Raw genomic sequence first — 25,164 nt, forward strand, 5'->3', positions numbered from 1 at the left:
GGCGCCGGGCGGGCGCCCCGAACGTTCACGACGCGCCCCGAACCCGGAGACGTGCGAGGGGGAAGGCAGCCGTCAGGCGTCGACGGGGGTGAGGGCGTGCTCGACGAGCCGGCGGAGCGTCGTCATGCCGTCGCGCGACAGGATCGACTCGAGGTGGCCCTGCACCGACGCGAATCCGGGGCCGCGCAGGGCGTAGACGTCGCCCGTCGCGTCGGCGGCGACCTCGGCCTCGCCCACGCGCCGCGTCCCGGCGGGGACCCGAGCGGTGAACGTGTTGTAGAACCCGATCGATGCGGGCACGCCGAACACGTCGACCGACTTCTGGAGCCCCTGGTGCGGCGCGTCCAGCGACGCGAGGTCGATCCCGAGCGAGTCGGCGAGGATCTGGTGGCTGAGGCAGACCGCGAGGATCGGACGGCCGGTCTCCCGCCGCCGGGCCACGACCTCGCGCATCCGCCGGATGCGGGGGCTGGAGGCGTCCCGGGGGTCGCCGGGTCCCGGCCCCGAGACCAGCAGCTCCGCGGCGTCGACCTGCTCGTCGGTGACCTCGCTCCACGGCGCGATGCGGGCGTCGAGCCCCAGGTGCCGCAGCTGGTGGGCGAGCATCGTGGTGAAGCGGTCTTCGGCGTCGACCACGAGGGCGGAGCGTCCCGTGAACGGGCCGACCTCGTCGGAGCCCTGCGGGTTCAGCCAGAACTCGGCCAGCCGCGCGTTGCGCGACGCGAGCAGCTCGGCGATCGCCGGGTCGTCGGCGAGCCGGCGCGGCGCCGGAGCGGGAGCGTCCTCGTCGATGACGTCGCCGTCGGGTACCGGCACGATCGCCGCCTCGGCGGCGGCGTCGCGCGGGACGGCACCGATCGCGCCGAGCACGCCGGCCGCCTTGCCGTGGGTCTCGCCGACCTCGCCGTACGGGTCGGAGTGGCGCACGAGGGTGGCGCCGACCGGGACGCGCAGGCGGCCGTCCTGGAGGTAGGCCGTGCGGATGAGGATCGGCGCGTCGAGGTCGTGGGTCGCCTCGCCGGCGGCGAGGGTGAGCCGCGGCGTGAAGAGCGCCGCCACGCCCGAGTAGTACCCGCGGGGCGTCGTCTCGTGGCGTTTGATCACCGTGCAGGCGTTCTGCATCGGTGACCCCGTCACCGTCGGCGCGAACATCGTCTCGCGCAGGATGTCACGGGGGTCGAGCCTGCTGCGGCCCCGCAGCACGTACTCGGTGTGGGTGAGCCGCGACATCTCCTTGAGATGCGGCCCGGTGATGCGGCCGCCGTCGGAGCAGACGGCGCTCATCATCTTCAGCTCCTCGTCGACCACCATGAACAGCTCCTCGGTCTCCTTCGTGGAGCGCAGGAACTCGGCGAGCGTCTCGGGGGTGGCGCCGCCGGCGGGGTGGCGGAACGTGCCCGAGATGGGGTTCATGGTCACCACGCCGTCGCGCGCGCTGACGTGCGCCTCGGGGCTCGCCCCGACGGCGACGTGCCCCGGGGTGACGACGGCGAACGTCCAGTACGCGCCCCGCTCGTGCTCGAGGAGCGCTCGGAACCACGTGAGCGCGGCGGTGGCGGCATCCGACCCGACGCCCGCGGTGAAGTCGCGGCGGATCACGAAGTTCGCGCCCTCGCCCCGGCCGATCTCATCGGCGATCACGCGGCGCACGATGTCGGCGTACTCCTCGTCGGCGATGTCGAAGCCGGCGTCCTCGAGCGCGACCGGCTCGGCGGGCAGCTGTGCCAAGACCTCCTCGCGAGGGAGCGCCACGCGCTCGGCCACGATCAGGCAGCGCAGCGGCGCGCCGTCGTCATGGCACTCGAAGCCGCGCTCGCGGACCTGCCGGAACGGCACCAGCGCGAGCACCTCGCGCGGCGCACCGGAGGCGTCGGTGAGCGGGATGTCGGCGAGCAGCTCGACGTCGACCACGTCGCCGGTGAGCAGCTCGACGGCGGTGCCGTCGCGTGCGATGAGGGCGAAGGGGATGCCGCGCTCGGCGATCTCGCGAAGCGAAGGGTGGGCGGGCCCGGTCATGGCTGTGGTCTTTCGTCGTGGGGGGAGGCATCCCTTACGAAAAAGAAGACCGCCCCGAGGGCGGTCTGAGTCGCTCGAAACCCACCGCCTATGCGGTGAGCCACCAGGAGAGGCGAGCGGACATGCGCCGAACCTATCACAGCCGGGATCGGCTCATCTGGGCGTGACGGCCCACGGGCGGCGCGTTTCGCTCCATACTGAGGCCGACCGTTTCCTCGCATCCTCGCGCCGCGGAGGCCCGTCTTGACCCGACTCCCCATCACCGAGCGCCGGCCCGACCCGGCCCGGGCGCACGACCGAACGCGCCCGTCGATCGCCGACCGCATCCAGAACATGGGGGAGCAGCGCACCGGCGCGCTCCTGCTGGTGCTCGCGACCCTCGCGGCGATCGTGTGGGCCAACCTCGGGGCGGCGTCGTACCACGACTTCTGGGAGACCGACCTCACGATCGGCTTCGGCGACATCGAGCTGGAGTTCACGCTCCACGCACTGGTCAACGATGCCCTGATGGCCGTCTTCTTCTTCACCGTCGGCCTCGAGGTGCGCCGGGAGTTCGCGATCGGCGAGCTGACGAGCTGGTCCCGGGCCATGATCCCGGTGATGGCGGCGGTGGCGGGTCTCGTCGTGCCGGCGGCCCTGTTCCTGGCGATCGCCGCGGGCACCGGGCAGGAGCACGCGTGGGGTGTCGTCATCTCGACCGACACCGCGTTCCTCGTGGGCGCGCTCGCCCTCATCGGCCCGCGCGCGTCGGGCCGGCTCCGGGTGTTCCTGCTGGCCCTCGCGGTCGTCGACGACATCGGCGCGCTGAGCATCATCGCGCTCTTCTACACCGAGAGCTTCACGCCGCTGCCGCTGCTGATCGCCGCCGCCGGTCTCGCCGCCATCTTCTTCACGCGCTACGTGCCCCGCGGGCGGGGGCCGATCTACGCGACGCTGTCGATCATCGTGTGGCTCGCGTTCCTCGCCTCCGGCGTGCATCCCACACTGGCGGGGGTCGCGATCGCGCTGCTCATCCCGGTGTACCGGCCCAACCGCCGCGACGTCGAGCAGGCGCTGGAGCTGGCGCGCATCTTCCGGCAGTCCCCGAACAGCGAGTACGCGCGCCAGGCCGCGAACAGCCTGCGCGAGTCGATCTCGATCAACGAGCGCCTCCAGTCGGCGTACGCGCCCTATGTCGCCTACGTGATCCTGCCGCTGTTCGCCCTCGCCAACGCGGGCGTCGAGGTGTCGGGGCCGATCCTCGCCGCGGCGGTGCAGTCGCCGGTCACCTGGGCCATCGTCGTCGGCCTCGTCGCGGGCAAGTTCGTCGGCGTGTTCGGCGCGGCGCTGGTCATGAAGGTGTTCAGGCTCGGCGAGTTCGGGCTGGGGCTGACCCTGGACCGTGTCGCGGGCGGCGCCATGCTGTGCGGCATCGGCTTCACGATCTCGCTGTTCATCATCGACCTCGCGATCGACGATCCCGGCGTGCAGAACGAGGCGCGCGTGGGCGTGCTGGCGGCCTCCCTGCTGGCGTTCGTGCTGGCGGCGGTCATGTTCCGCATCTCCGACGCCCGACGGCCCGACGACGACGGCGGCCGCACGCTCGTGCGGCCGGTGGACCCCCAGCGCGACCACATCTACGGCGACGTGAACGCCCCGCTGACGATCGTGGAGTACGGGGACTTCCAGTGCCCGTTCTGCCTCAAGGCCTCCGGCTCGATCGAAGAGGTGCGCCGCGAGCTCGGCGACCGTCTGCGGTACGTGTGGCGTCACGCGCCGCTCGAGCGTCAGCATCCGAATGCGCTCGCCGCGGCCGAGGCGGCGGAGGCGGCGGCGCTGCAGGGGAGGCTGCCGGAGTTCTCGCGGAGCCTGTTCGCCGACCAGGAGCACCAGCTGCCGTCCGACATCATCCGGCGCGCCCGCGAGCTGGGATTGGACGTCGACCGCTTCGAGGAGGACCTCGCCTCCCCGAAGGTCACCGGCCGGGTGCGCGACGACATGCTCGACGCCGAGGCGATGGACATCACGTCGGTCCCCACGTTCTTCGTCAACGGCATCCGTCACACCGGCCCGTACGACGCGCAGACGCTGATCCGCGCGCTCACGAGCTCCGCGCCCGACCCCGCCGAGCCCGGCGGGGTCGCCGAGCCGGGCATGCCCGACGCCGGGCGGTGACCGCCGGTCAGGCGGTCGCGCGCTCGAGCATCGCGGCGCCGTGGCGCCAGCCCACCGTCTCGTACCCGACGACGACCACCGCCGGCGAGCAGGCGATGAGGAGCATGCCGATGGCGAGCGACGCGCCCAGCGCGACCGCGCCCACACCCACGGCGAGGACCGCGACGACGCCGAGCCACAGCACGAGGTGGAAGCCGTCGAACTGCCTCACCAGCACCGCGTAGAGCACGAAGAGCAGCGTCTCGAACGCCAGCACCGGCACCGCGATGGTCAGCGCGGCGAACGTCGCGTCCACGTGCGCGTCGCCGCCGATCACCTACGCGGCGACGTGCAGACCCGCCCCCACGCCCACGAGCGCGCCGAAGAGCGCGATCTGCAGGTAGCCCCACGCGAAGCTCCGTTCCGGATGCCGCGCCAGCACCCGGCCCCAGGGGATGGCGAAGTAGATCCACCACATCCCGAAGGCGAGCGCCACGCCCGAGAAGGCGACGACGCCGGTCTCGAGGGTCCACCCGTCGACCTCCAGCACGGCCGGGATCGCAAGGATGGTCCCGAGGATCACCTCGCCGAGCGTGATGATCACCAGCAGCCCGTACCGCTCGGCGATGTGGTGCGCATGCCACGGCGTGCGCCCGAAGCGCAGTTCTGCGAAGAGCGGCCCGGCCAGTTCGAACAGGGTGAGCAGCGTCGTGACGACGAGCGTGATCCCGATCGGCATGTTCAGGAAGATGAGTGCGATCCACCCCAGCTGGGCGATCGAGATGTTCACGATGTAGGCGATCGCAGTGCGGCGTCGGGCCTCGTCGTGCATCGCCACGCGGGCCCACAGCGCCACCGTCGCCAGCCGCATGACCACGTAGCCCGCCACCATGACGGTGTTGTCGAAGATCCGCCCCTCCTCCAGCGAGTGGAACACCGGCGGCACGCCGAGCGCGACGACCAGGACGCCGATCATGACGACCATCGTCGCGAGGCGGAAGAAGAGGTCGTCGTTGTCGTACGCCGAGGCGAGCCAGGAGTAGTTGATCCAGGCCCACGTCACGGCGAACGTCGTGAAGGCGAACCCGACGAGGGCGGTGGGCAGGTGTCCCAGCTCGAGCTGGTGCGCCGTCTGCGAGCCGATCTGGCTGAAGGCCACGACGAAGACGAGGTCGAAAAGCAGCTCCAGCGGCGTGGCAGCCCGGTGAGCCTCGTGCGGGTCCCTGCCCGTCATGCGTCCGATGCGGTGGCTCAGGCTCAGGCCCGGAAGATACACCGTCCCCCGTACGGCCCGGCACGATGACGGATGCCGCGGCGCGCGGCATCCGTCGTCGACGGCGGCGGCTCGGAGCCGACGGTCAGATCCGCCCCGTAGGCTGGTGCCGTGCCAGCCGTGAATCTCGGGATGCCCAAGGTCCCCGAAACGCTCGCCCCCCGTCGCAAGACCCGCCAGATCAAGGTGGGCAAGGTGCTGGTCGGCGGCGACGCGCCGGTGAGCGTACAGTCGATGACGACCACGCCGACCACCAACATCAACGCGACGCTGCAGCAGATCGCCGAGCTGACCGCCTCCGGCTGCGAGATCGTGCGGGTCGCGGTGCCGTCCCAGGACGACGCCGATGTGCTGCACATCATCGCGAAGAAGAGCCAGATCCCGGTGATCGCCGACATCCACTTCCAGCCCAAGTACGTCTTCCAGGCCATCGACGCCGGCTGCGGCGCGGTGCGCGTCAACCCGGGCAACATCCGCAAGTTCGACGACCAGGTCGGCGCGATCGCCGCCGCCGCGAAGGCGGCCGGGGTCTCGCTGCGCATCGGCGTCAACGCCGGCTCGCTCGACCGGCGGCTGCTCGAGAAGTACGGCAAGGCGACGCCCGAGGCCCTCGTCGAGAGCGCGGTGTGGGAGGCGTCCCTCTTCGAGGAGCACGACTTCCACGACTTCAAGATCTCGGTCAAGCACAACGACCCGATCGTGATGGTCAAGGCCTACCGCCTGCTCGCCGAGCGCGGCGACTGGCCGCTCCACCTCGGGGTGACCGAGGCCGGGCCCGCGTTCCAGGGCACGATCAAGTCGGCGACCGCGTTCGGGATCCTCTTGGCGGAGGGCATCGGCGACACCATCCGCGTCTCGCTGTCGGCGCCGCCCGCCGAAGAGGTCAAGGTCGGCCACCAGATCCTGCAGTCGCTGAACCTGCGTGAGCGCAAGCTCGAGATCGTGTCGTGCCCGTCGTGCGGACGCGCCCAGGTCGACGTCTACTCGCTGGCCGACTCCGTCACGGAGGGGCTCAAGGACATGACGGTCCCGCTGCGCGTCGCCGTCATGGGCTGCGTCGTCAACGGGCCCGGCGAGGCGCGCGAAGCCGACCTCGGCGTGGCATCCGGCAACGGCAAGGGGCAGATCTTCGTCAAGGGACAGGTCATCAAGACCGTTCCCGAGGCCGACATCGTCGCCACCCTCATCGAGGAGGCGAACCGCATCGCCGACGAGATGGGCCCGGCCGCGCCGGTCGGCACCGCGCAGGTCGTCACCGCCTGATGGGCCTCGGCCGCCTGTCGGCGGCGCAGCAGGCGCTCGTCGCGTCGTGGCTGCCGGGCGTCGAGATCGTCGCGGATCTGAGCTGGAACCAGGCGGACACCGTCGTGCTCCGCGCGCGGCACGACGGCCGCGATCTCGTCGTCAAGGCGGGGGGAGCGCAGAACCACCACCTCGGCCGCGAGCTCGATGCGTACGAGGGCGGCTACACCGCGGGGTGGGCGCGGTCCGGACGCGCGCCCGGGCTGCTCCACGCCGATCGCCCGGCGCGCATCCTGGTCACCGAGTGGCTCGAGGGCCGGCTGGTGTACCGGACGCCGGCCGCGGCCGACCCCGACGTGCACCGCCGCGCGGGGGAGCTGCTGCGCGCGTTCCACGATCAGGCCTCGCGGCCGTCGGAGGGGACGGATGCCGCCGCCACCGGCCGTGCGATCGCCTGGCTCGATGCGGATCACGCGATCTCCGGCGACGTCGAGGAGCGGCTGCGGCATGCGCTGGCGGTCCTCGCGCCCGTGGAGGCGGACCTCGTGCCCACGCACGGGGACTGGCAGCCGCGCAACTGGCTCACCGACGGTGGCATCCTGCGTGTCATCGACTTCGGCCGGTTCGCATTCCGTCCGCCGGCGACCGACCTCACCCGGCTCGCCGCGCAGGAGTGGCGCGACGATCCCGCGTGCGAGGCGGCCTTCCTCGACGGTTACGGCCGGGACCCCAGGAATCCGGCGCATTGGCTCCTCCTGCGGCTGCGCGAGGCGATCGGCACCGCGGCGTGGGCGCACCAGGTGGGCGACACGGCCTTCGAGGCGCAGGGGCACCGCATGATCGCCGACGCGCTCGCGGAGTTCGATGCCGGCCAGGCGGGCGGTCGCCGTCCGTCGTGGCAGGATCCGATGTCATGACCGACGCCGAGTCCGCCGCGACCGCACCCGCGTCGGCACCCCTGTCCCGCCCGATCGTCGCCGGCATCGTCACGGCGCTCGTCGGGGTGACGAGCACGTTCGCGGTCGTGCTGACCGGTCTCGACGCCGTGGGTGCGACCCCCGCGCAGGCCGCGAGCGGGCTGCTGATCCTCTGCCTCACGATGGGCGCCTCGGGTCTGCTCCTGGCGTGGCGCCACCGCATGCCGATCACCGTGGCGTGGTCGACGCCGGGCGCCGCGGTGCTCGCGGCCACGGGTGCCGTCGACGGCGGCTGGCCGGCCGCCGTCGGTGCGTTCCTCGTCACGGCGGGACTCATCCTGCTCACGGCCCTGTGGCCGCAGCTCGGGCGGCTGATCGCCCGGATCCCGCCCTCGATCGCGCAGGCCATGCTGGCGGGCGTCCTGCTTCCGCTGTGCCTCGCGCCGGTCACCGGGCTCGTGACCAACCCGTGGGGCGTGGCGCCGGTCGTCATCACGTGGCTCGTCTTCGTGCGGCTCGCGCCGCGGTGGGCGGTGCCGCTGGCCTTCGTCGCCGCGTCCGTCGTCGTCGCGGTCGACGTCATGGCCCGCGGCGCCGCGTTCGACCCGGCCCTGCTGGTTCCGCGGCTGGAGTTCACCGCGCCCACCCTCACCGTGGGAGCGGTCGTGGGACTCGCGCTGCCCCTCTTCCTGGTCACGATGGCGTCGCAGAACGTGCCCGGCGTCGCGATCATGCGCAGCTTCGGCTACCGGGTGCCGTGGCGTCCCGCGATGGTGGTCACCGGCGTCGGCACGGCGGTCGGCGCGACGGCCGGCGGGCACGCGATCAACCTCGCCGCGATCAGCGCCGCGCTCGCCGCCGCGCCCGACGCCGACCCGGACCCAGCCCGACGGTGGGTGGCGGGAGTGTCGACGGGGATCAGCGGCATGGTGCTCGGCGGACTGTCGGCCGCACTGGTGGCGCTGGTGGTGGTGGCGCCGGACGCCGTCATCCCCGCCGTCGCCGGCATCGCGCTGTTCGCGGCCTTCGGATCGTCGGTGCAGCAGGCGATCGACGACCCCGGCGAGCGGCTGCCGGCGGTCGTGACGTTCCTCGTCGCGGCGTCGGGAGTCGCCGTCGCCGGCGTGAGCGCGGCGTTCTGGGCGCTCATCGCGGGGCTCGTCGTGCGCGAGGTGCTGCACCTCGGCCGCCGCGCGCGCTGACGAGCGGAGTCAGTGCAGCGCCCCGCCGGGCACCGCGGCGTCCGCGGCGACGTCCAGGCTCGTGCGCACGGCGATCTCGAGGGCCCGGGCGATGTCGGCCACCGGAAGGGTCGCGGACCCCGCCGAGGGCGCGTGCTCGGCGGACCACGGCACGTGCACGAAGCCCGCGCGGGTGCCGGATGCCGCGACCTCGAGGGCGGTGGAGAAGACGTGGTTGCAGACGAACGTGCCCGCCGTGTACGAGACCTCGGCGGGGATGCCGGCGGCGGCGATCCGCCGGGCGATCTCCTTGACCGGCAGGGTGGCGAAACGTGCGGGCGGCGCGTCCGGGACGCTCGGCTGATCGACCGGCTGCGCGCCGTCGTTGTCGGGGATCCGCGCGTCGACGAGGTTCACGGCGACGCGCTCGACGCCGATGGCCTCGCGCCCACCGGCGAGGCCCGCCGCGATCACGGCTTCCGGCCGATGCTCGGCCATCAGGGCTCGCAGTCGATCCGCCGCCCCGGCGAACGTCACCGGCAGCACCGCGGTGACGAGGCGCTCCGGTCCGCTCCAGCGCTCCGCGACCAGGTGCACTGCCTCGCCGGACGGATTGACGGCGTCGCCGCCGAACGGCTCGAATCCGGTGAGGAGGACGGTGGTCATCGCACCAGGCTATGCGGTGGGCTCCAGCACCACGGTTCCGGTGGCGATGTCGGCCGTGCGCACCCGCACCCGCACCGTGGTGCCCGGATCCGCGTCGAGATCGGCGACCTTCGCGGTCACCGGGGGCTGGACCAGCTGCACTCTTGCGGCGCCGTTGCGTCTGCCCAGCACCATCGCGTCGAAGACCGCACCCTCGCTGCCCGAGAGCAGGGCGGCCTCGACCCGGTCCAGGGTCGCCGCCTCGAGCCGAGCGGCGAGGCCGCCGCTGCGGTCCATGGTCTTCGGCAGCGAGGCCAGGCTCTCGCGCGCCCACGCCGGCACCTCGTCGCCGGCGGTGAGCGCCTCGCAGACGACGAGGGACCAGCGGTCGACGAGCCGGCGCAACGGCGCGGTGGTGTGCGCGTAAGGGGCGCCGATCGCGGCCTGGGAGGGATCCGCGGGCGGCTCCCCGTCGAACGCGACGTAGCCGGCGCCGCGGAAGAGCCCGGCCGCGGCGGCCAGGATCGCCAGTGCGGCAGGGGTGCGGCGGTCGAGACCGCGGAGGTAGTCGCCGTACGTGATGCCCGACGGCCAGGGGATGCCGAGCACCGAGGTCTGCGCCCGGAAGGCCGCGACGTCGTCGGGATCCGCCGCCGGCATGGTGCGGAGGATGCCGACGCGGCCCGCGAGCATGATGTCGGCCGCGGCCATCCCGGTCATCAGCGACACCTGCGCGTTCCAGTCCTCGACCGACAGCGGCGCGTCGCGCTCGAGCCGGTACCGGTCGCCGTCCGCGACGATGCGCGTCTCGGGCACGTTCAGGCTCGCGCCGCCGCGCTCGGCCTCCCGCTCCAGGCGGAGGGGGCCGAGCCATGCCAGCGCCGCCAGGCTCGGCGGCGCCGTCCCGGCGTCCAGCGCGGCCTGCGCGTCCACGTAGGTCCACTGCGCCCGCGACCGGATCGTCGCGCGTCGCACGGATGCCTCCACGGGACGCGCGACGTCGTCGAGCACGAAGCGCCACACGTAGGCGCTGCGCTGCACGCCCGGCAGCAGCGAAGCGGCGTCGTGGCTGATCGGCGCGGGGTGCAGCGGCACCCGTCCGTCGACCGCGTACAGCGTCCGGCCCCGTCGACGCGCCTCGACGTCGACGGCGCCTCCCGGCCGGACGAAGGCCGGCACATCGGCGATCGCGTAGTGCAGCACCGCCCCGGTGCGCGTCCGCTCGATGTGCAGCGCCTGGTCGAGGTCGGTCGAGCCGGCGGGGTCGATCGTGAGGAAGTCGAGGTCCCGCAGGTCGTCCAGTTCCCCGCCGGGTTCGGTGGACACCGACGCGGCGGCCTGCTGCGCCTCGGCCTCCACCTCCGGGGGGAAGGCGCCGGGAAGATCCAGCTCGTCGCGCAGCCGGCGCAGCGACTCGACCAGCTCGTCGTGCGCGCGGGCGGGAACGAGTCGGGAGCGGTGTGCGGGCACGCGAACAGTGTAGGCACCGGTGTGCGGGAGGCGCCGCGGACGCGGTCGATCCGGCCGTTGTACGGGCGGGGTGGGAACCTTCCGCGCGAACGCGGACACTACAGGGTATGGACGCTGATGACGCCTCCCTGTGGGAGCGGGTCCTGGCCGGCGACGAGGCCGCGCTGGCGGCGCTGTTCGACCGCCACGAGGCGCGTCTCTTCCGCCACGCGCGACGCCTGCTGACCGCGCGCGAGGACGCGAAGGATGCCGTGACGATCGGGTTCTTCGAGCTCTGGCGCAAGCGCGAGTCGGTCCGGCTGGTCGACGGCTCACCGCTGCCGTGGCTGCTGAACGCCGTGTCGAACTGCGCCCGCAACCTCGAGCGCTCGGGCCGCCGGTACCGCGCGCTCCTGGCGCGCACGCCGGTCGCGCCGAACCCGGGTGCACCCCAGGGCTCGGACGAGAGCGGCGTGCTCGCCGCACTGAAGCGACTGCCGGCCCGCGAGCAGAGCGTCGTCGTCCTGACGGTGCTCGAGGGCTATCCCGACCGCGCCGCGGCCGAGACGCTCGGCATCCCGGTCGGCACCGTGAAGTCCCGACTGTCCCGCGCCAAGGCGAGGCTGCGCGATGAGATGGCATCGATCGAGGGGGCATGGACATGAACGAGGACCTGACACCGCGGGAGCGCGGCGAGCTGCGCGACCTCGTCCTCGCCGGCGCCCAGCGCATCCGCCCCGCGGACAGGCGGCGGTCGCGGATCGCCGCGGGTGCGATCGCGCTCGTGCTCGTCGGGGCGGTGGGCGGCGGCGCCGTCACGACGGCGGCGCTCCTCGGCACGGACGCCCGTCCTGCGCCCACGACGAGCCAGACCGAGCCCACGCCCACGCCCACGCCGACGCCGACGCGGACGCCCGCGCCGACCCCCGAGCCCACGCCCCAGCCGACGGCGCCGGCCGCCCCACCCGAGGGCGTCACGCCCTTCGCCGGGGACTGCGCCGCCGCCCTGGACGAGGCCTCGGTCGAGGCGGTCGCCGGGATCGACATGATGCTCTCGGACTACCGGTGGAGGACGGGCGCCGACGACGTGCTCGGCGGAATCGACTGCGTGTGGGTGTCGGACGGCGTCTATCTCGCTGCCACGGCGCACCTGTTCGCCTACCCCGAGGCGGTGGTGGGCGAGGATCTGCGCGCCGGCACGCCGACCGGCTGCGCGTCCATCGAGGACGGCGCCCGCGTCGAGTGCACCCAGGCGGGCACGGTGGACGGCACCTGGATGGTGGTGCGCGCCGCCGGTGACACGGACGCCGTGACGGCCGCGGGCGTCGCCGGCCTCTTCGCCGAGGCGTCCACGCGGCTGGCCGATCACCCGACCCCCAGCCCCGCCCTGCGCACCCCGCAGTGGTGGTCGCTCCCGGACTGCGCCGAGGTCGCGGCATCCGTCGATCCCGCGGTGTACGGCTTCGAGCGCGTGGCGCTGCTCGGCCAGAGTAGCCGGGGCGAGGCGACGGAGCGGCTCGAGGGCATCGCCCTCTTCGCCGAGGCGACCAGCTGGTGCGAACTGCACTTCACCTCGGGCAGCGGCGACACGAGCTCCGGCGAAGTCGTCCGTGTCGACGTCGTCCCGGGCGGCGCGATCGCGTTCCCGACGGCGCTCGCCGCGGCGGGCGCGGAGCCGGTGACCGTCGACGGCGCCCAGGCCGCGGTCATCGCACCGGGACTGGACCGCTACGAGGGCTCCGGCGCGGTGGTCGTCGCGACGGACGGCGTGAACGTCCTCCTGGTGACGCCGGACTTCATCCGTCCGACGACCGATGCCCTGGCGCTGACGGCCGACGTGTTCGCACTCATGCACCCGTGACGCGAGGGCGCTGCAGCCGCTCGTCATACACTTGACCCTCGTGGTCACCCGTCTGTCGCACTACTTCCTCCGCACGCTCCGTGAAGACCCCGCCGACGCCGAGGTCACGAGTCACCGGCTGCTCGTGCGCGCCGGCTACATCCGGCGTGCCGCGCCCGGCGTCTTCACCTGGCTGCCGTTGGGCCTGAAGGTCAAGGCGAGGATCGAGGCGGTCATCCGCGAGGAGATGGCCGGCGCCGGCGCCTACGAGGTGCACTTCCCGGCGCTGCTGCCGCGGGAGCCGTACGAGGCGTCCGGCCGCTGGACCTCCTACGGCGACGGCATCTTCCGGCTGCAGGACCGCAGGGGCTCCGACTACCTGCTGGCGCCGACGCACGAGGAGATGTTCACGCTTCTCGTGAAGGACCTCTACTCGTCGTACAAGGACCTGCCCCTGACGATCTACCAGATCCAGGACAAGTACCGCGACGAGGCCCGTCCGCGCGCCGGCCTGCTCCGCGGGCGCGAGTTCACGATGAAGGACGCCTACTCGTTCGACTACACCGACGAGGGACAGGATGCCTCGTACCAGTCGCAGCGCGACGCCTACGAGCGGATCTTCCAGAAGCTCGGGCTGGAGTACGTCATCGTCGCCGCCGACAACGGCCTGATGGGGGGTGCGCGCTCCGAGGAGTTCCTGCACCCCACGGCCGTGGGCGAGGACACCTTCGTCCGCTCCGCCGGCGGCTACGCGGCCAACGTCGAGGCGTTCACCACGATCGCGCCCGACCCGATCCCGTTCGACGGGATCGGCGCCCCCGTGATCTTCGACTCGCCGAACACGCCGACGATCGAGACGCTCGTGAACCACGCGAACGCGCACCTCGACGCTCCCGCGTCGGGCATCGCCGGTCCCGCCACCGACGGGACGTCCGCGTGGACGGCCGCGCACACGCTCAAGAACGTGGTCCTCGCGCTCACCCACCTCGACGGACGCCGCGAACTCGTGATCGTCGGCATCCCCGGCGACCGCGACGTCGACGACAAGCGCGTCGAGGTCGCCTTCGCCCCCGCCGCCGTCGAGCCCGCGACCGAGCAGGACTTCGAGAGCAACCCGCTGCTGGTCAAGGGCTACATCGGCCCCTGGTCCGAGACCGGGCCGATCCTCGGCGAAGAGTCGGCGACCGGCATCCGGTACCTGCTGGACCCGCGCGTCGTCGACGGCACCGCCTGGGTCACCGGCGCCAACATCGACCAGAAGCACGTGCACACCCTCGTCGCGGGTCGCGATTTCACCGGCGACGGGTTCATCGACGTGGCGAACGTGCGCGACGGCGACCCGGCGCCCGACGGGTCGGGTCCCGTGGAGCTGGCACGCGGCATGGAGATCGGCCACGTCTTCCAGCTCGGCCGCTTCTTCGCTGAGACGCTGGGCCTGAAGGTCCTCGACGAGAACGGCAAGCTCGTGACCGTCACGATGGGCTCGTACGGCATCGGCGTCACGCGCATCCTCGCGATCATCGCCGAGCTCAACAACGACGAGCGCGGTCTCATCTGGCCGCCGGCCGTGGCGCCGTTCGACGTGCACGTGGTCGCCACCGGCAAGGACCAGGTCGCGTACGACCTCGCGGCGACGCTCGCCGCCGACCTGGAGGCATCCGGTCTCGACGTGGTCTACGACGACCGGCCGAAGGTGTCGCCGGGGGTCAAGTTCGGCGACGCGGAGCTCGTCGGCGTGCCGCGCATCGTCATCGCCGGCCGCGGCGCCGCCGACGGCCAGGTCGAGCTGTGGGACCGCCGCACCGGCGACCGCGAGGTCGTGCCGGCCGCCGACGCGGTGGCGCGCCTCACGGCGCGCTGACGCGCGCGCGGGGCCGCCGCGGCTGACGACGGCCGGCGGCGCCGGCGTCTTCCACGGCCGGCGGTCGCACGCAACCCCTGCGCACATCGGGCCCGGCCGGTGCTCCGACGTGGCAACGTGGAGGCATGGCCGACAGCACCGTGGTTCCCTCCGAGGTCACCGAGGATCTGCGCCGGATCCTCGCCGACGCCGGCATCAGCGACAACGCCGACCTCGTCGCGCGCATCCTCGCCACCGGGATCGGGCTCGGGATGGACGGCGCCGATCGACTCGACCTCAAGATCGCCAGCTCTGCGCTGACCGAGATGCGCGCGGCGTTCCGGCTCTTCGCGCCCTACGACGACGCACCCAAGGCCACCATCTTCGGCTCCGCGCGGACCAGGCCCGATGACGCGCTCTACCGCCAGGCATCCGAGGTGGCCGCAGCGCTCGCCGCCCGCGGCTGGCTCGTGGTGACCGGCGCAGGTCCGGGCATCATGCAGGCCGCCGCGGAAGGCGCCGGCCCGCACAACTCCCTGGGCGTGTCGATCCGGCTGCCCTTCGAGGAGAAGCCGAACGCGGTCGTCGGCGAGAGCGCGCGCAACGTCGCGATGAAGTACTTCTTCACCCGCAAGCTCATGCTGGTGAAGGAGTCGCGCGGGTTCGTGTGCGTGCCCGGCGGCTTCGGCACGCTCGACGAGATGTTCGAGCTGCTCACCCTGCAGCAGACCGGCAAGGCCGACCCGGTGCCGATCGTGCTGCTCGACGCACCCGGCGGCGGTTTCTGGGAGGGCCTGCGGCGGTTCATCGACGACCACCTGCTCAGCTCGGGCGTCATCTCGGACGGCGACTTCGACCGCGTGCTCATCACGGACTCGGTCACCGAGGCCGTGGACGAGCTCACGGGCTTCTACCGCAACTACGACTCGCTGCGATGGGTGGGCAAGCGGCTCGTCCTGCGGCTGCGAGCCGAGCCGACGGACGAGGAGGTGGCCGCACTCAACGAGGAGTTCGCCCCGATGCTCACCGAGGGTGGCATCGAGCGCCGCGGCCCGCTCACGATCGAGCGCGAGGACGCCGACAGGGTCGATCTGCCGCGGCTGGTGCTGCGGCTCGACCAGTTCCGCGTGGGGGAGCTGTACCGACTCATCCGGGCCGTGAACGCGCTCGGGTCGGCTGCCGCGCCGGCATGAGCCGGTTCTCACACGCTCGTCTCCGGCCGTTCACCCGGCGTTCCGGTGGACGTCGCCACGCGCGGCGAGGCTTCGGCCAGTCCCACCGAACCGTCTCGAACGCAGAGAGGACGATCGTGAGCATCGTCGAAGGATTCCGCCGCTCCCTCCCCATGGCCGACCACGCGCGAGGCAAGCGCCTCGCGGTCACGTGCCAGTACAAGTGCGCCAACGCGTGCCTGGGGCCCGAATGCAACCCGTCGCAGAACGAGACGTTCCAGCAGGTCGCCGCCGCCGCGCTGTCGCGGCGCGCGCTGCTCGGCCTCGGCGCCGCCGGCGCGGTCGCGATCGCGGTGGGGGCCACGCGCGGGCAGGCGCCGCTCTCGGGCCCGGGCTCGGCCGGCGTCGGGGGAGCGGGTGCCGCGTTCGCCCGTCCGGTGAGCGGGGGCCTTGCGTTCGACCCGATCGCGCCGGTCAACCGCTTCGTCGACGAGGTCGTCGTGCCCTCCGGCTACACGTGGCAGCCGATCATCCGCTGGGGCGACCCGCTGTTCTCCCACGCTCCGGTGTTCGACATCGCCGCCCAGACGCCCACGACGCAGGCCCTGCAGTTCGGCTACAACTGCGACTACCTCGACATCCTCGCGGACCCGAGCGGCAAGACCGGCGTGCTCGTCACCAACCACGAGTACGTGAACCCCGACATCATGTTTCCGCCCACGACCGACCCGGCCGAGCGGCGGCGTCGCGGCGACATCTACAAGGCCGCGATGGGCATGTCGGTGGTGGAGATCACGCGCACGCGCACCGGCGAGCCGTGGTCGTACGTCGTCGGCGGCACGCGCAACCGCCGGATCACCGTCGAGACCGTCTTCGAGCTCACGGGCCCCGCAGCCGGCAGCGACCTCGTGAAGACGGCCGCCGACCCCGAGGGTCGCTGGGTGCACGGAACGCTCGGCAACTGCGCGGGCGGGACGACGCCGTGGGGCACGATCCTCTCCGGTGAGGAGAACTTCAACGGGTACTTCGCCTGGGCGGCGGACGCCCCCGCGCAGAAGCGCTACCAGTCCACGTCGTCGACCTCGACGTCCACCGGGTGGGAGACCTACGACCCGCGCTTCGACGCGCACAGCCCCGACTACGTCAACGAGCCGAACCGGTTCGGCTACATCGTCGAGATCGACCCGCAGGACCCGACCTCGACGCCGCGCAAGCACACTGCGATGGGCCGTTTCAAGCACGAGGGCGCCAACGTCACCGTCGCCGAGGACGGCCGCGTCGTGGCCTACATGGGCGACGACGAGCGCAACGACTACCTGTACAAGTTCGTCTCGAAGAACCGGATCTCCGGGTCGCGCAAGAAGAACCTCGAGCTGCTCAGCGAGGGCGACCTGTACGTCGCGAAGTTCGCGGGCAACTCGCCGGCCGCGCAGATCACCGGCACCGGCGTCCTCCCGGCCGACGGCCTGTTCGACGGCTCCGGCACGTGGATCCCGCTCACGCAGAACGGGCAGTCGGTCGTCCCCGGCTTCTCGACCGAGGAGGTGCTCGTCTACACGCGTCTGGCGGCGGATGCCGTGGGCGCGACGAAGATGGACCGCCCCGAGGACGTCGAGCCCCACCCCACGACCGGCAAGGTCTACCTGGCGCTCACGAACAACTCGGCCCGCTCCGTTGCGACGCTCGACGAGGCGAACCCCATCACGGGGAACCGCTACGGCCACGTCGTCGAGCTCACCGAGACCGAGGGCCAGTCGGGCACCACGTTCGGGTGGAGCATCCTGCTCCTGTGCGGCGATCCCGCCGTGTTCGCGAACTCGTACTTCGCGGGCTTCCCGAAGGAGCTGGTCTCGCCGATCTCGTGCCCCGACAACGTCGCGTTCGACTCGGCGGGGAATCTGTGGATCTCGACCGACGGCGCCCCGAGCACCATCGGCTACAACGACGGGCTGTTCCTCGTGCCGCTCGAGGGGGCCGAGCGCGGTCACGTGCAGCAGTTCCTCGCGGTGCCGCGGGATGCCGAGACGTGCGGCCCCGTGATCCACGATGCCGAGGGACTCGTCTTCGTCGCGGTGCAGCATCCGGGCGAGGACGGCTCGTACGCGGCCCCGACGTCGCGGTTCCCCGACTACGGCTCCGCGGCGCCCGGCGATGCGCCGAACGCGCCGCGCCCCTCGGTCGTGCAGGTGTACCGCGCCTGACCCGTCCCCACTGCGACGCCGCGCCCCCTACCCCGGGGGCGCGGCGTCGCCCTCGTCGCGCGGTCACATCCGGGCGAGGCGGGCCCGTGCGATGGTGAACACGGCGTAGGCGATCAGCCCCAGACCGACGATCCATGCGAGCGCCGGACCGAGGAAGAGGTCCAGGAGCGCATCCACCGCGCCGTCCAGGCCACCCGCGACCTCGGCGTCCGTGCCGACGGCCGCGACCACCAGGAGCACGCCGACGATGGTCAGTGCGACACCCTTGGCCACGAAGCCCGCGATGCCGAGGATGGTGACGCTGCGTCCGCGCTTGCCCTCGGGGATCCGGATCCGCTTGCGGAAGCTCCGGCGCACGCCCATGACGATGAACGCGATCCCGCCGATGCCGATGCCGAGCCCGATGAGGAACAGCACGATCGACCCGCCCCAGATCCGCAGCAGCATCTGGCTCGCCGTCTCGGCGGCCTGCTCGCCGTCCGGTCGGGCGCCCAGCGCCACGGCGGCGGCGATCGCGCCGAGTGCCGCGAAGACGGCCGCCTGGCCCCACTCGGCCACCCGCCGCCCCCACTTACGGGCCGCTCCCTTCGTGTCGCCGGTCCAGTCGCGAGCCAGCAGCCCTTGACCGGCGCGCCAGACAGCCAGCGCCCACAGCCCGACCGCGACCAGCCACAGCAGCACGAAGCCGGCGGGCGCGCCTGCGACGGCCTTGAGCGCGCCGGCCTGGTCGCCGTCGCCGTCACCCCCGGAGGCGATGACGAGGACGATGATCCCGATGAGGGCGTGGATCACGCCGTTGGCCGCGTAGCCGGCGCGCGCCATCACCTCGAAGACGGTGTTCGACTCGGCCTCGCGCGCGAGCTGCTTGGCGCCCTGCCTCACGCCGTCGGTGCTCTCCACCCCCTCACGCTAGACCGCGCTCCCGGCCCCTGCACGGGCTTGACGCGGGTGCCGGGATGGTCCATCGGACGGGCGACCGCGGGAGGGCTCGCCGGACGGCTGACCTAAAATGGTGCGGATGATGCGCGCGGACCTCAGGGCTGCCGCGTCCGGATGGAGCATCGTCCCGCGCGTGGTGCGCGGTGCCTCACCGGTCGTGCTGGTCGTCGTGGGCGCCCTCGCGCTGCTGACCGGGCTGCTGATCGTCACGCGGCCGCTGACGTCGCTGCTGCTGCTGACGATCTACGTCGGTCTGAGTGCGATCTTCTCCGGCGTCGCCCGCATGCTCTCGGCACCCGAGACGCCGCTGTGGTCGCGGGTGCTGTTCGGCGCGGCGTGGGTCGCGCTCGGCCTCGCCGTCCTGCTCGGACTCGGCCGAACACTCGAGCTGCTGCCCCAGCTCATCGCCGTGCTGCTGGTGCTCGGCGGGCTGGCCTCGCTGTACGACGCGATCGCCCGCGGCACGGTCAGCCAGCGCGTGCTGGCGGCGGTGTGGGGCGGTGCGCAGATCGCGTTCGGCATCCTCTCGTACGCATGGCCGGACGTCACGGTGCTCGTCGTGGCGGTGGTGTTCGGCGTGCGCACGATCGTCTTCGGCGCGACGCTGCTCGTGCGCGCGGTCCGCGCGTTCGTCGAGGGGCGACGGACCGTGCCGTCGGGTGCGCAGGGCGGGGTGCGGGGCCATCGTCGGAAGGCGGATGCCGCGCCCTCGCGCCCGTCGTCGGCCGCCGGCGACGCCACCCCGCCGAAGCGGCCGTCGCGCACCCGCGCCGCCTGGCTCGCCGCGGGCCGCTACGCGCTGGCGGCGCTCCTGGTCGGGCTGGCCGCGGGCGGCTGGTGGGCGAACTCCTGGTTCCAGGACGGCGCGCAGGTGGTCGACGGGTTCTACGATCCGCCCGACGTCGTGCCGTACGAGCACGGCCGTCTGATCCGCTCGGACGACTTCTCCGGTCAGAAGCCGCCGGACGCCGACGTGCGGCGCATCCTCTACACGACGCGCGACGCGCTCGGGCAGCCGGCCGTCGCGAGCGCCCTCGTGATCATCCCGCAGGACCCGCCGCCGGGTCCGCGCCCGGTGGTCGCGTGGAACCACGGGACGACCGGCGTCGCGCGCGGCTGCGCCCCGAGCCTGCGGGACGCCTCGGCGACGAGATGGGCGATCCCGGGGCTCGATCGGGCGGTGGCCGAGGGCTGGGTGGTCGTGGCCTCGGACTACTCCGGCCAGGGCGCGCCCGGGGTCTTCCCCTACCTCATCGGGCGCGGGGAAGCGCGGTCGTCACTGGACGCGGTGATCGCGGCCGACGAGCTGGAGGGTCTCACCCTCTCCCGCCGGACGGTGGTGTGGGGCCACTCGCAGGGCGGCCACGCGGCTCTCTGGATGTCGCAGGTCGCCGGCGACTACGCGCCCGACCTCGACATCCTCGGGACGGCGCTGCTCGCCCCCGCGGCAGAGCCGGTGAAGCTCGCGGAGGAGCTGACGCGCGGCGATGCCAACGTGCTGCTGTCCATCCTGATCTCCTGGGTGCTCGTCCCGTACGCCGACACGTATCCCGACGTCGACCTGAACCGCTACATCGCCCCGGGCTCGGAGGCGATCGTCCGGGAGATGACGCAGCGCTGCCCCTCGGAGCCCGGCGTCGTCGTGTCGGTGGCGACCGCGCTGGGGGTGTCGGAGGACCGCCCGCTGTACGTCGGCGACCTCACCGCGGGACCCCTGGGCCGCCGGCTCGAGGACAACACGCCGACGGGGCCCTGGGGGCATCCGATCCTCATCGCCTGGGGCGACCAGGACGAAGTCATCCCGCCCCGCCTGCAGCAGGACTTCGTGGACCGCCTGTGCGCGCTGGGGGAGCAGGTGCGCAGCCTCGAGTACCGCGGCTACGACCACCTCCGTCCACTGCTGCCCGGCTCCGCCTTCGTGCCCGTGATCATCGACTGGACCGAGGCGCGATTCGGTCGCGCGGCCACGCACGTCGACGACTGCCCGCGGTGATCGGCGCCGACCGGCTCCTCGCGCCGGGGGAGTCGGCATCCGGTAACGTTGTAGGGTTCCGGCGCGCGGCGCGTGCCGGTGAGAGCTGAATACGGAGGCCATTGTGGACATCGATCTCGGACTGCTGCGGACTGTCGAGCGCGAGAAGGAGATCCCCTTCGACGAGCTGGTGCGGATCATCGAGCAGGCGATCCTGACCGCCTACGCCAAGCACACCTCGCCCACCGGCGAGCTGCCCGAGGGCGCACGGGCGCAGCTCGACCGCAAGACCGGTCACGTGGCCGTGTTCATCCCGCTCCGCGACGACGAGGGCGCCGTCATCGGCGAGGAGGAGTCGACCCCGGAGGACTTCGGGCGCATCGCGGCCTTCGCGGCGAAGCAGGTCATCAGCCAGCGTCTGCGCGACATCGCCGACGACGCCGTGCTCGGGGAGTTCCGCGGCAAGGAGGGCGACATCGTCGCCGGCGTCGTGCAGCAGGGCCCGAACCCCCGGATGGTGCACGTCGACCTCGGCACCGTCGAGGCGATCCTGCCGCCGGAAGAGCAGGTGCCGGGCGAGGACTACGCCCACGGCTCCCGCCTGCGCGTCTACGTGACGTCGGTGGCCAAGGGCGCGAAGGGCCCCTCGATCACGGTCTCGCGCACGCACCCCGGCCTCGTGCGCAAACTCTTCGCCCTCGAGGTCCCCGAGATCCCCGCCGGCCTCGTCGAGATCGTCTCGCTCGCCCGCGAGGCGGGTCACCGCACGAAGATCGCGGTCAAGGCCAACGACCCCTCGATCAACGCCAAGGGCGCCTGCATCGGCGAGCTGGGCCGGCGCGTCCGGGCCGTCACCGAGGAGCTCGGCGGCGAGAAGATCGACATCGTGGACTACGACCCGGAGCTGGCGAAGTTCGTGGCGAACGCCCTGTCGCCGGCGAAGGTCACGTCGAGCTTCGTGCTGGACGCCTCGAGCAAGGCCGTGCGCGCGCTCGTGCCGGACTACCAGCTGTCGCTCGCCATCGGCAAGGAGGGTCAGAACGCACGCCTTGCGGCCAAGCTCACCGGCGCGAAGATCGACATCCAGCCCGACTCCATCCTCGAGGAGGGGTGACCGTCGGCGCTGGCTCCCAGCCGGTCGGTGTACCATGGATCCTGTACGAACGTGCGTCGGATGCCGCACGCGTGCTCCCCGGTCCGCTCTTCTGAGAGTGGTCTCCATCGAATCCGTCCTCGTCCTCGACGAGCGCGCATCGATGCCCGGACGAGGCGCGTGGGTGCACGAGACGCAGGAGTGCGTGGATGCCGCCATCCGGCGCCGCGCCTTCGTGCGGGCATTGCGTGTGTCAGGCCCGCTTGACACGCAGACCATCGAAGAGCACATCCAGCGAAAAGGCTGAACGGCTATGGAAACAAAGTGAACGGCTCGAAATGAGACCCGTCCGCGACTAACGGTCTGCCCTGTCTGGGTGGACCCAGACAGGAGAATTTGTGGCTGCCAAACCACGCGTGCACGAGATCGCCTCCGAGCTCGGCGTCGACAGCAAGGTCGCGCTCGAGAAGCTGAAGGCGCTCGGCGAATACGTCAAGAGCCCCTCGTCGACCATCGAGCCCCCCGTGGCTCGCAAGCTCCGCGCCGCCCTCGAGGCGGACGGTGCAGGCAAGGGCGCTGCCGCAGCGCCCGCGGCGGCGAAGCCCGCCACGCCCGGCGCCCCTGCGAAGCCCGGGGCATCCGCGGCGAAGCCCGGTCCGGCTCGCAAGCCGGGACCCGCGCGCCCGGCCGCTCCGGCCGCCGAGCCGGCCACGCCCACGGCTCCGGCCGCGCAGGCGCCGGCTGCGGCTCCGGCCGCCGAGGCGCCCGCTGCGGCTCCGGCTGCTGAGGCCCCGGCTGCTCCGGAGGCGAAGACCCCCGGCGCGCCGGCCGCACCCGCCGGGCCCAAGCCCGGCCCCGCTGCCGCCACGCCGCAGCCGCCCCGCCCCGGCGGAACGCCGCGCCCCGGCAACAACCCCTTCGCATCGTCGCAGGGCATGGGTCAGCGTCCCGCGGGCCCGCGTCCGGGCAACAACCCGTTCGCGTCGGCACAGGGCATGGGTCAGCGCCCCAGCCCCGGCAACATCCCGCGTCCGCAGGCTCCGCGTCCCGGCGCCCCGCGCCCCGGCGCTCCCCGTCCGGGTGGCGCAGGTCGTCCCGGTGGCGGCGGTCGTCCCGGCGCGCCGTTCCAGCAGCGTCCCGGCGGCCCCGGTCGTCCGGGCGGCGCCGGTGCCGGTGCCGGTGGCGGCTTCCAGCGTCCCGGCGGCGGCGCTCCCGGCGGCTTCGCCGGTCGTCCCGGCGGTGGCGGCGGTCGTGGCCGCGGTCCCGGCGGTGGCACCGCCGGAGCTTTCGGCAAGGGCGGCGGCAAGTCGAAGCAGCGCAAGTCGCGTCGTGCCAAGCGGCAGGAATTCGAGATGCGGTCGGCGCCGGTCGTCGGCGGCGTCAACGTCCAGAAGGGCAACGGCGAGATCATCCGCCTTCGCCGCGGCGCGTCCATCGCCGACTTCGCCGACAAGCTCGAGGCGCTGCGCGGCTACACCGTCCAGCCCGGCACGCTCGTGACCATCCTGTTCAACCTGGGCGAGATGGCGACCGCGACGGAGTCGCTCGACGAGGCCACCTTCGAGGTGCTCGGCGAGGAGCTCGGCTACAAGATCCAGATGGTCTCGCCCGAGGATGAGGACAAGGAGCTCCTCGAGGGCTTCGGTCTCGACCTCGAGGCCGAGCTGGAGGCGGAGAACGAGGAGGACCTCGAGATCCGGCCTCCGGTCGTGACCGTCATGGGTCACGTCGACCACGGTAAGACGCGGCTGCTCGACGCCATCCGCCAGACCAACGTGGTCGCGGGCGAGGCCGGCGGCATCACGCAGCACATCGGTGCGTACCAGGTCTGGACCGAGCACGAGGGCATCGAGCGTGCGATCACCTTCATCGACACCCCGGGTCACGAGGCGTTCACCGCCATGCGTGCCCGCGGTGCGCAGGTGACCGACCTCGCGATCCTCGTGGTCGCCGCCGACGACGGCATCATGCCGCAGACGGTGGAGGCGCTCAACCACGCCCAGGCGGCCGATGTGCCGATCGTGGTCGCGGTGAACAAGGTCGACAAGCCCGACGCCAACCCGGCCAAGGTGCGCCAGCAGCTCACCGAGTACGGCCTGGTCGCCGAGGAGTACGGCGGCGACGTCATGTTCGTCGACGTCTCGGCTCGCCAGGGCACCGGCATCCAGGAGCTCCTGGACGCGGTGCTGCTCACCGCCGACGCGGGTCTGGACCTCACGGCCAACCCGAACAAGGACGCGCGCGGTGTCGCGATCGAGGCGAAGCTCGACAAGGGTCGCGGTTCGGTGGCCACCGTGCTCATCCAGTCCGGAACGCTGCGCGTCGGCGATGCGATCGTCGCCGGCACGGCGTACGGCCGCGTCCGTGCGATGTCCGACGAGAACGGCGACGCGGTCGAGGAGGCCTTCCCGTCGCGTCCCGTGCAGGTGCAGGGTCTCAACTCGGTGCCGCGCGCCGGCGACACGTTCATCGTGACCGAGGAGGACCGCACCGCCCGCCAGATCGCCGAGAAGCGTGAAGCGGCCGAGCGCAACGCCCAGCTGGCCAAGGCCCGCAAGCGCATCTCGCTCGAGGACTTCACCCGCGCTCTCGAAGAGGGCAAGGTCGAGTCGCTCAACCTCATCATCAAGGGCGACGTGTCCGGTGCCGTCGAGGCGCTGGAGGAGTCGCTGCTCAAGATCGAGGTCGACGACTCGGTGCAGCTGCGGATCATCCACCGCGGCGTCGGTGCGATCACCGAGTCCGACATCAACCTGGCGACGATCGACAACGCGATCGTCATCGGCTTCAACGTGCGCCCCGACACGAAGGCGCGCGAGCGCGCGTCCCGCGAGGGTGTGGACGTCCGGTTCTACTCGGTCATCTACAACGCGATCGACGACGTCGAGCAGTCGCTGAAGGGCCTGCTCAAGCCGGAGTTCGAAGAGGTCCAGTCGGGTGTGGCCGAGATCCGCGAGGTGTTCCGCTCCTCGAAGTTCGGCAACATCGCCGGTGTCATCGTCCGCTCGGGCACGATCACGCGCAACGCCAAGGCGCGCGTCATCCGCGACGGCGTGGTCATCGCCGACGGCCTGGCGATCGAGTCGCTGCGCCGGTTCAAGGACGACGTCACCGAGGTCCGCACGGACTTCGAGGCGGGTATCGGCCTCGGCAAGTACAACGACATCCAGGTGGGCGACGAGATCGAGACCACCGAGATGGTCGAGAAGCCCCGCGCGTAGGTCGCGGACGTGAGGGGCGCCCCGGGAACG

19 protein-coding genes are annotated in these 25,164 nt (G+C 72.5%); 13 read left to right on the forward strand and 6 right to left on the reverse strand.

All coding sequences use genetic code 11. The features are described from left to right. Window positions 1-72: 72 nt before the first annotated feature. The gene (locus ACFRAL_RS15680) at window positions 73-2,016 is read right to left on the reverse strand and encodes an anthranilate synthase family protein (RefSeq protein WP_378884660.1); all 1,944 of its coding nucleotides are present in this window, start codon (window positions 2,014-2,016) and stop codon (window positions 73-75) included. Between the two features lie 333 nt (window positions 2,017-2,349). On the opposite strand from ACFRAL_RS15680, the gene nhaA reads away from it, so the two are divergent. Then, window positions 2,350-4,170 carry a Na+/H+ antiporter NhaA gene (nhaA, locus tag ACFRAL_RS15685; RefSeq protein ID WP_378884913.1) on the forward strand — a complete coding sequence of 607 codons (1,821 nt, stop codon included), beginning with the start codon at window positions 2,350-2,352 and terminating at the stop codon, window positions 4,168-4,170. A gap of 7 nt (window positions 4,171-4,177) precedes the next feature. Here the strand turns inward: nhaA and ACFRAL_RS15690 are convergent, their stop codons facing one another. Both ACFRAL_RS15690 and ACFRAL_RS15695 read right to left on the reverse strand, forming a co-directional pair. Beyond that, the gene (locus tag ACFRAL_RS15690) at window positions 4,178-4,465 is read right to left on the reverse strand and encodes a hypothetical protein (protein WP_378884663.1); all 288 of its coding nucleotides are present in this window, start codon (window positions 4,463-4,465) and stop codon (window positions 4,178-4,180) included. A gap of 21 nt (window positions 4,466-4,486) precedes the next feature. Beyond that, window positions 4,487-5,383, reverse strand: coding sequence for a low temperature requirement protein A (locus ACFRAL_RS15695; RefSeq protein WP_378884666.1), 897 nt, complete (start codon window positions 5,381-5,383; stop codon window positions 4,487-4,489). Between the two features lie 150 nt (window positions 5,384-5,533). Between ACFRAL_RS15695 and ispG the strand changes: the two genes are divergently transcribed. Genes ispG through ACFRAL_RS15710 form a run of 3 tightly spaced genes read left to right on the forward strand, consistent with a single transcriptional unit; the run spans window position 5,534 to window position 8,783 of the window. Continuing rightward, entirely contained in the window at window positions 5,534-6,685 is a 1,152-nt protein-coding gene (ispG, locus tag ACFRAL_RS15700) for a flavodoxin-dependent (E)-4-hydroxy-3-methylbut-2-enyl-diphosphate synthase (protein WP_336398595.1), read from the forward strand. Further along, window positions 6,685-7,581 (forward strand): phosphotransferase, encoded by an 897-nt coding sequence (locus ACFRAL_RS15705; protein WP_378884669.1) that lies wholly within the window; start codon window positions 6,685-6,687, stop codon window positions 7,579-7,581. The genes ispG and ACFRAL_RS15705 overlap by 1 nt, the downstream gene beginning before the upstream one ends. Continuing rightward, a complete protein-coding gene (locus tag ACFRAL_RS15710; protein ID WP_378884672.1) occupies window positions 7,578-8,783 on the forward strand; it encodes a benzoate/H(+) symporter BenE family transporter in 1,206 nt (401 codons plus the stop codon). Before ACFRAL_RS15705 ends, ACFRAL_RS15710 begins: the two co-directional genes overlap by 4 nt. 9 nt (window positions 8,784-8,792) lie before the next feature. On the opposite strand, the gene pcp is transcribed toward ACFRAL_RS15710, so the two are convergent. Both pcp and ACFRAL_RS15720 read right to left on the reverse strand, forming a co-directional pair. After that, on the reverse strand, window positions 8,793-9,428 hold the full coding sequence (pcp, locus tag ACFRAL_RS15715; protein ID WP_378884675.1) for a pyroglutamyl-peptidase I: 636 nt from the start codon (window positions 9,426-9,428) through the stop codon (window positions 8,793-8,795). A gap of 9 nt (window positions 9,429-9,437) precedes the next feature. Beyond that, window positions 9,438-10,877: an RNB domain-containing ribonuclease gene (locus ACFRAL_RS15720; protein ID WP_378884678.1), complete on the reverse strand. Its 1,440-nt coding sequence runs from the start codon at window positions 10,875-10,877 to the stop codon at window positions 9,438-9,440. Between the two features lie 107 nt (window positions 10,878-10,984). On the opposite strand from ACFRAL_RS15720, the gene ACFRAL_RS15725 reads away from it, so the two are divergent. The 5 genes from ACFRAL_RS15725 (at window position 10,985) to ACFRAL_RS15745 (ending at window position 17,909) form a co-directional block, all read left to right on the forward strand. Beyond that, entirely contained in the window at window positions 10,985-11,521 is a 537-nt protein-coding gene (locus ACFRAL_RS15725; RefSeq protein ID WP_336398600.1) for an RNA polymerase sigma factor, read from the forward strand. Continuing rightward, the gene (locus ACFRAL_RS15730) at window positions 11,518-12,717 is read left to right on the forward strand and encodes a hypothetical protein (protein WP_378884682.1); all 1,200 of its coding nucleotides are present in this window, start codon (window positions 11,518-11,520) and stop codon (window positions 12,715-12,717) included. Before ACFRAL_RS15725 ends, ACFRAL_RS15730 begins: the two co-directional genes overlap by 4 nt. 40 nt (window positions 12,718-12,757) lie before the next feature. Beyond that, a complete protein-coding gene (locus tag ACFRAL_RS15735; RefSeq protein ID WP_378884685.1) occupies window positions 12,758-14,557 on the forward strand; it encodes a proline--tRNA ligase in 1,800 nt (599 codons plus the stop codon). A gap of 125 nt (window positions 14,558-14,682) precedes the next feature. Next, window positions 14,683-15,729 carry a TIGR00730 family Rossman fold protein gene (locus ACFRAL_RS15740; RefSeq protein WP_378884687.1) on the forward strand — a complete coding sequence of 349 codons (1,047 nt, stop codon included), beginning with the start codon at window positions 14,683-14,685 and terminating at the stop codon, window positions 15,727-15,729. A gap of 152 nt (window positions 15,730-15,881) precedes the next feature. Next, window positions 15,882-17,909 (forward strand): PhoX family protein, encoded by a 2,028-nt coding sequence (locus ACFRAL_RS15745; RefSeq protein WP_378884916.1) that lies wholly within the window; start codon window positions 15,882-15,884, stop codon window positions 17,907-17,909. 63 nt (window positions 17,910-17,972) lie between these two features. On the opposite strand, the gene ACFRAL_RS15750 is transcribed toward ACFRAL_RS15745, so the two are convergent. Next, a complete protein-coding gene (locus ACFRAL_RS15750; RefSeq protein WP_378884690.1) occupies window positions 17,973-18,809 on the reverse strand; it encodes a DUF1206 domain-containing protein in 837 nt (278 codons plus the stop codon). A 118-nt stretch (window positions 18,810-18,927) separates the two neighbouring features. Here ACFRAL_RS15750 and ACFRAL_RS15755 point away from each other — a divergent pair, with 118 nt between their 5' ends. From ACFRAL_RS15755 to infB, 4 genes are all read left to right on the forward strand, one after another. Further along, window positions 18,928-20,841: a lipase family protein gene (locus ACFRAL_RS15755; protein ID WP_378884693.1), complete on the forward strand. Its 1,914-nt coding sequence runs from the start codon at window positions 18,928-18,930 to the stop codon at window positions 20,839-20,841. A gap of 103 nt (window positions 20,842-20,944) precedes the next feature. Then, window positions 20,945-21,934 carry a transcription termination factor NusA gene (nusA, locus tag ACFRAL_RS15760; protein ID WP_336398606.1) on the forward strand — a complete coding sequence of 330 codons (990 nt, stop codon included), beginning with the start codon at window positions 20,945-20,947 and terminating at the stop codon, window positions 21,932-21,934. A 34-nt stretch (window positions 21,935-21,968) separates the two neighbouring features. Next, complete coding sequence (locus tag ACFRAL_RS15765; protein WP_336398607.1) at window positions 21,969-22,220, forward strand: YlxR family protein; 252 nt, start codon at window positions 21,969-21,971, stop codon at window positions 22,218-22,220. A 91-nt stretch (window positions 22,221-22,311) separates the two neighbouring features. Then, a complete protein-coding gene (gene infB, locus ACFRAL_RS15770; protein ID WP_378884698.1) occupies window positions 22,312-25,134 on the forward strand; it encodes a translation initiation factor IF-2 in 2,823 nt (940 codons plus the stop codon). The last annotated feature ends 30 nt before the right edge of the window (window positions 25,135-25,164 follow it).

Source organism: Microbacterium sp. NPDC056736 (genome assembly GCF_042790415.1).
GTDB lineage: Bacteria > Actinomycetota > Actinomycetes > Actinomycetales > Microbacteriaceae > Microbacterium.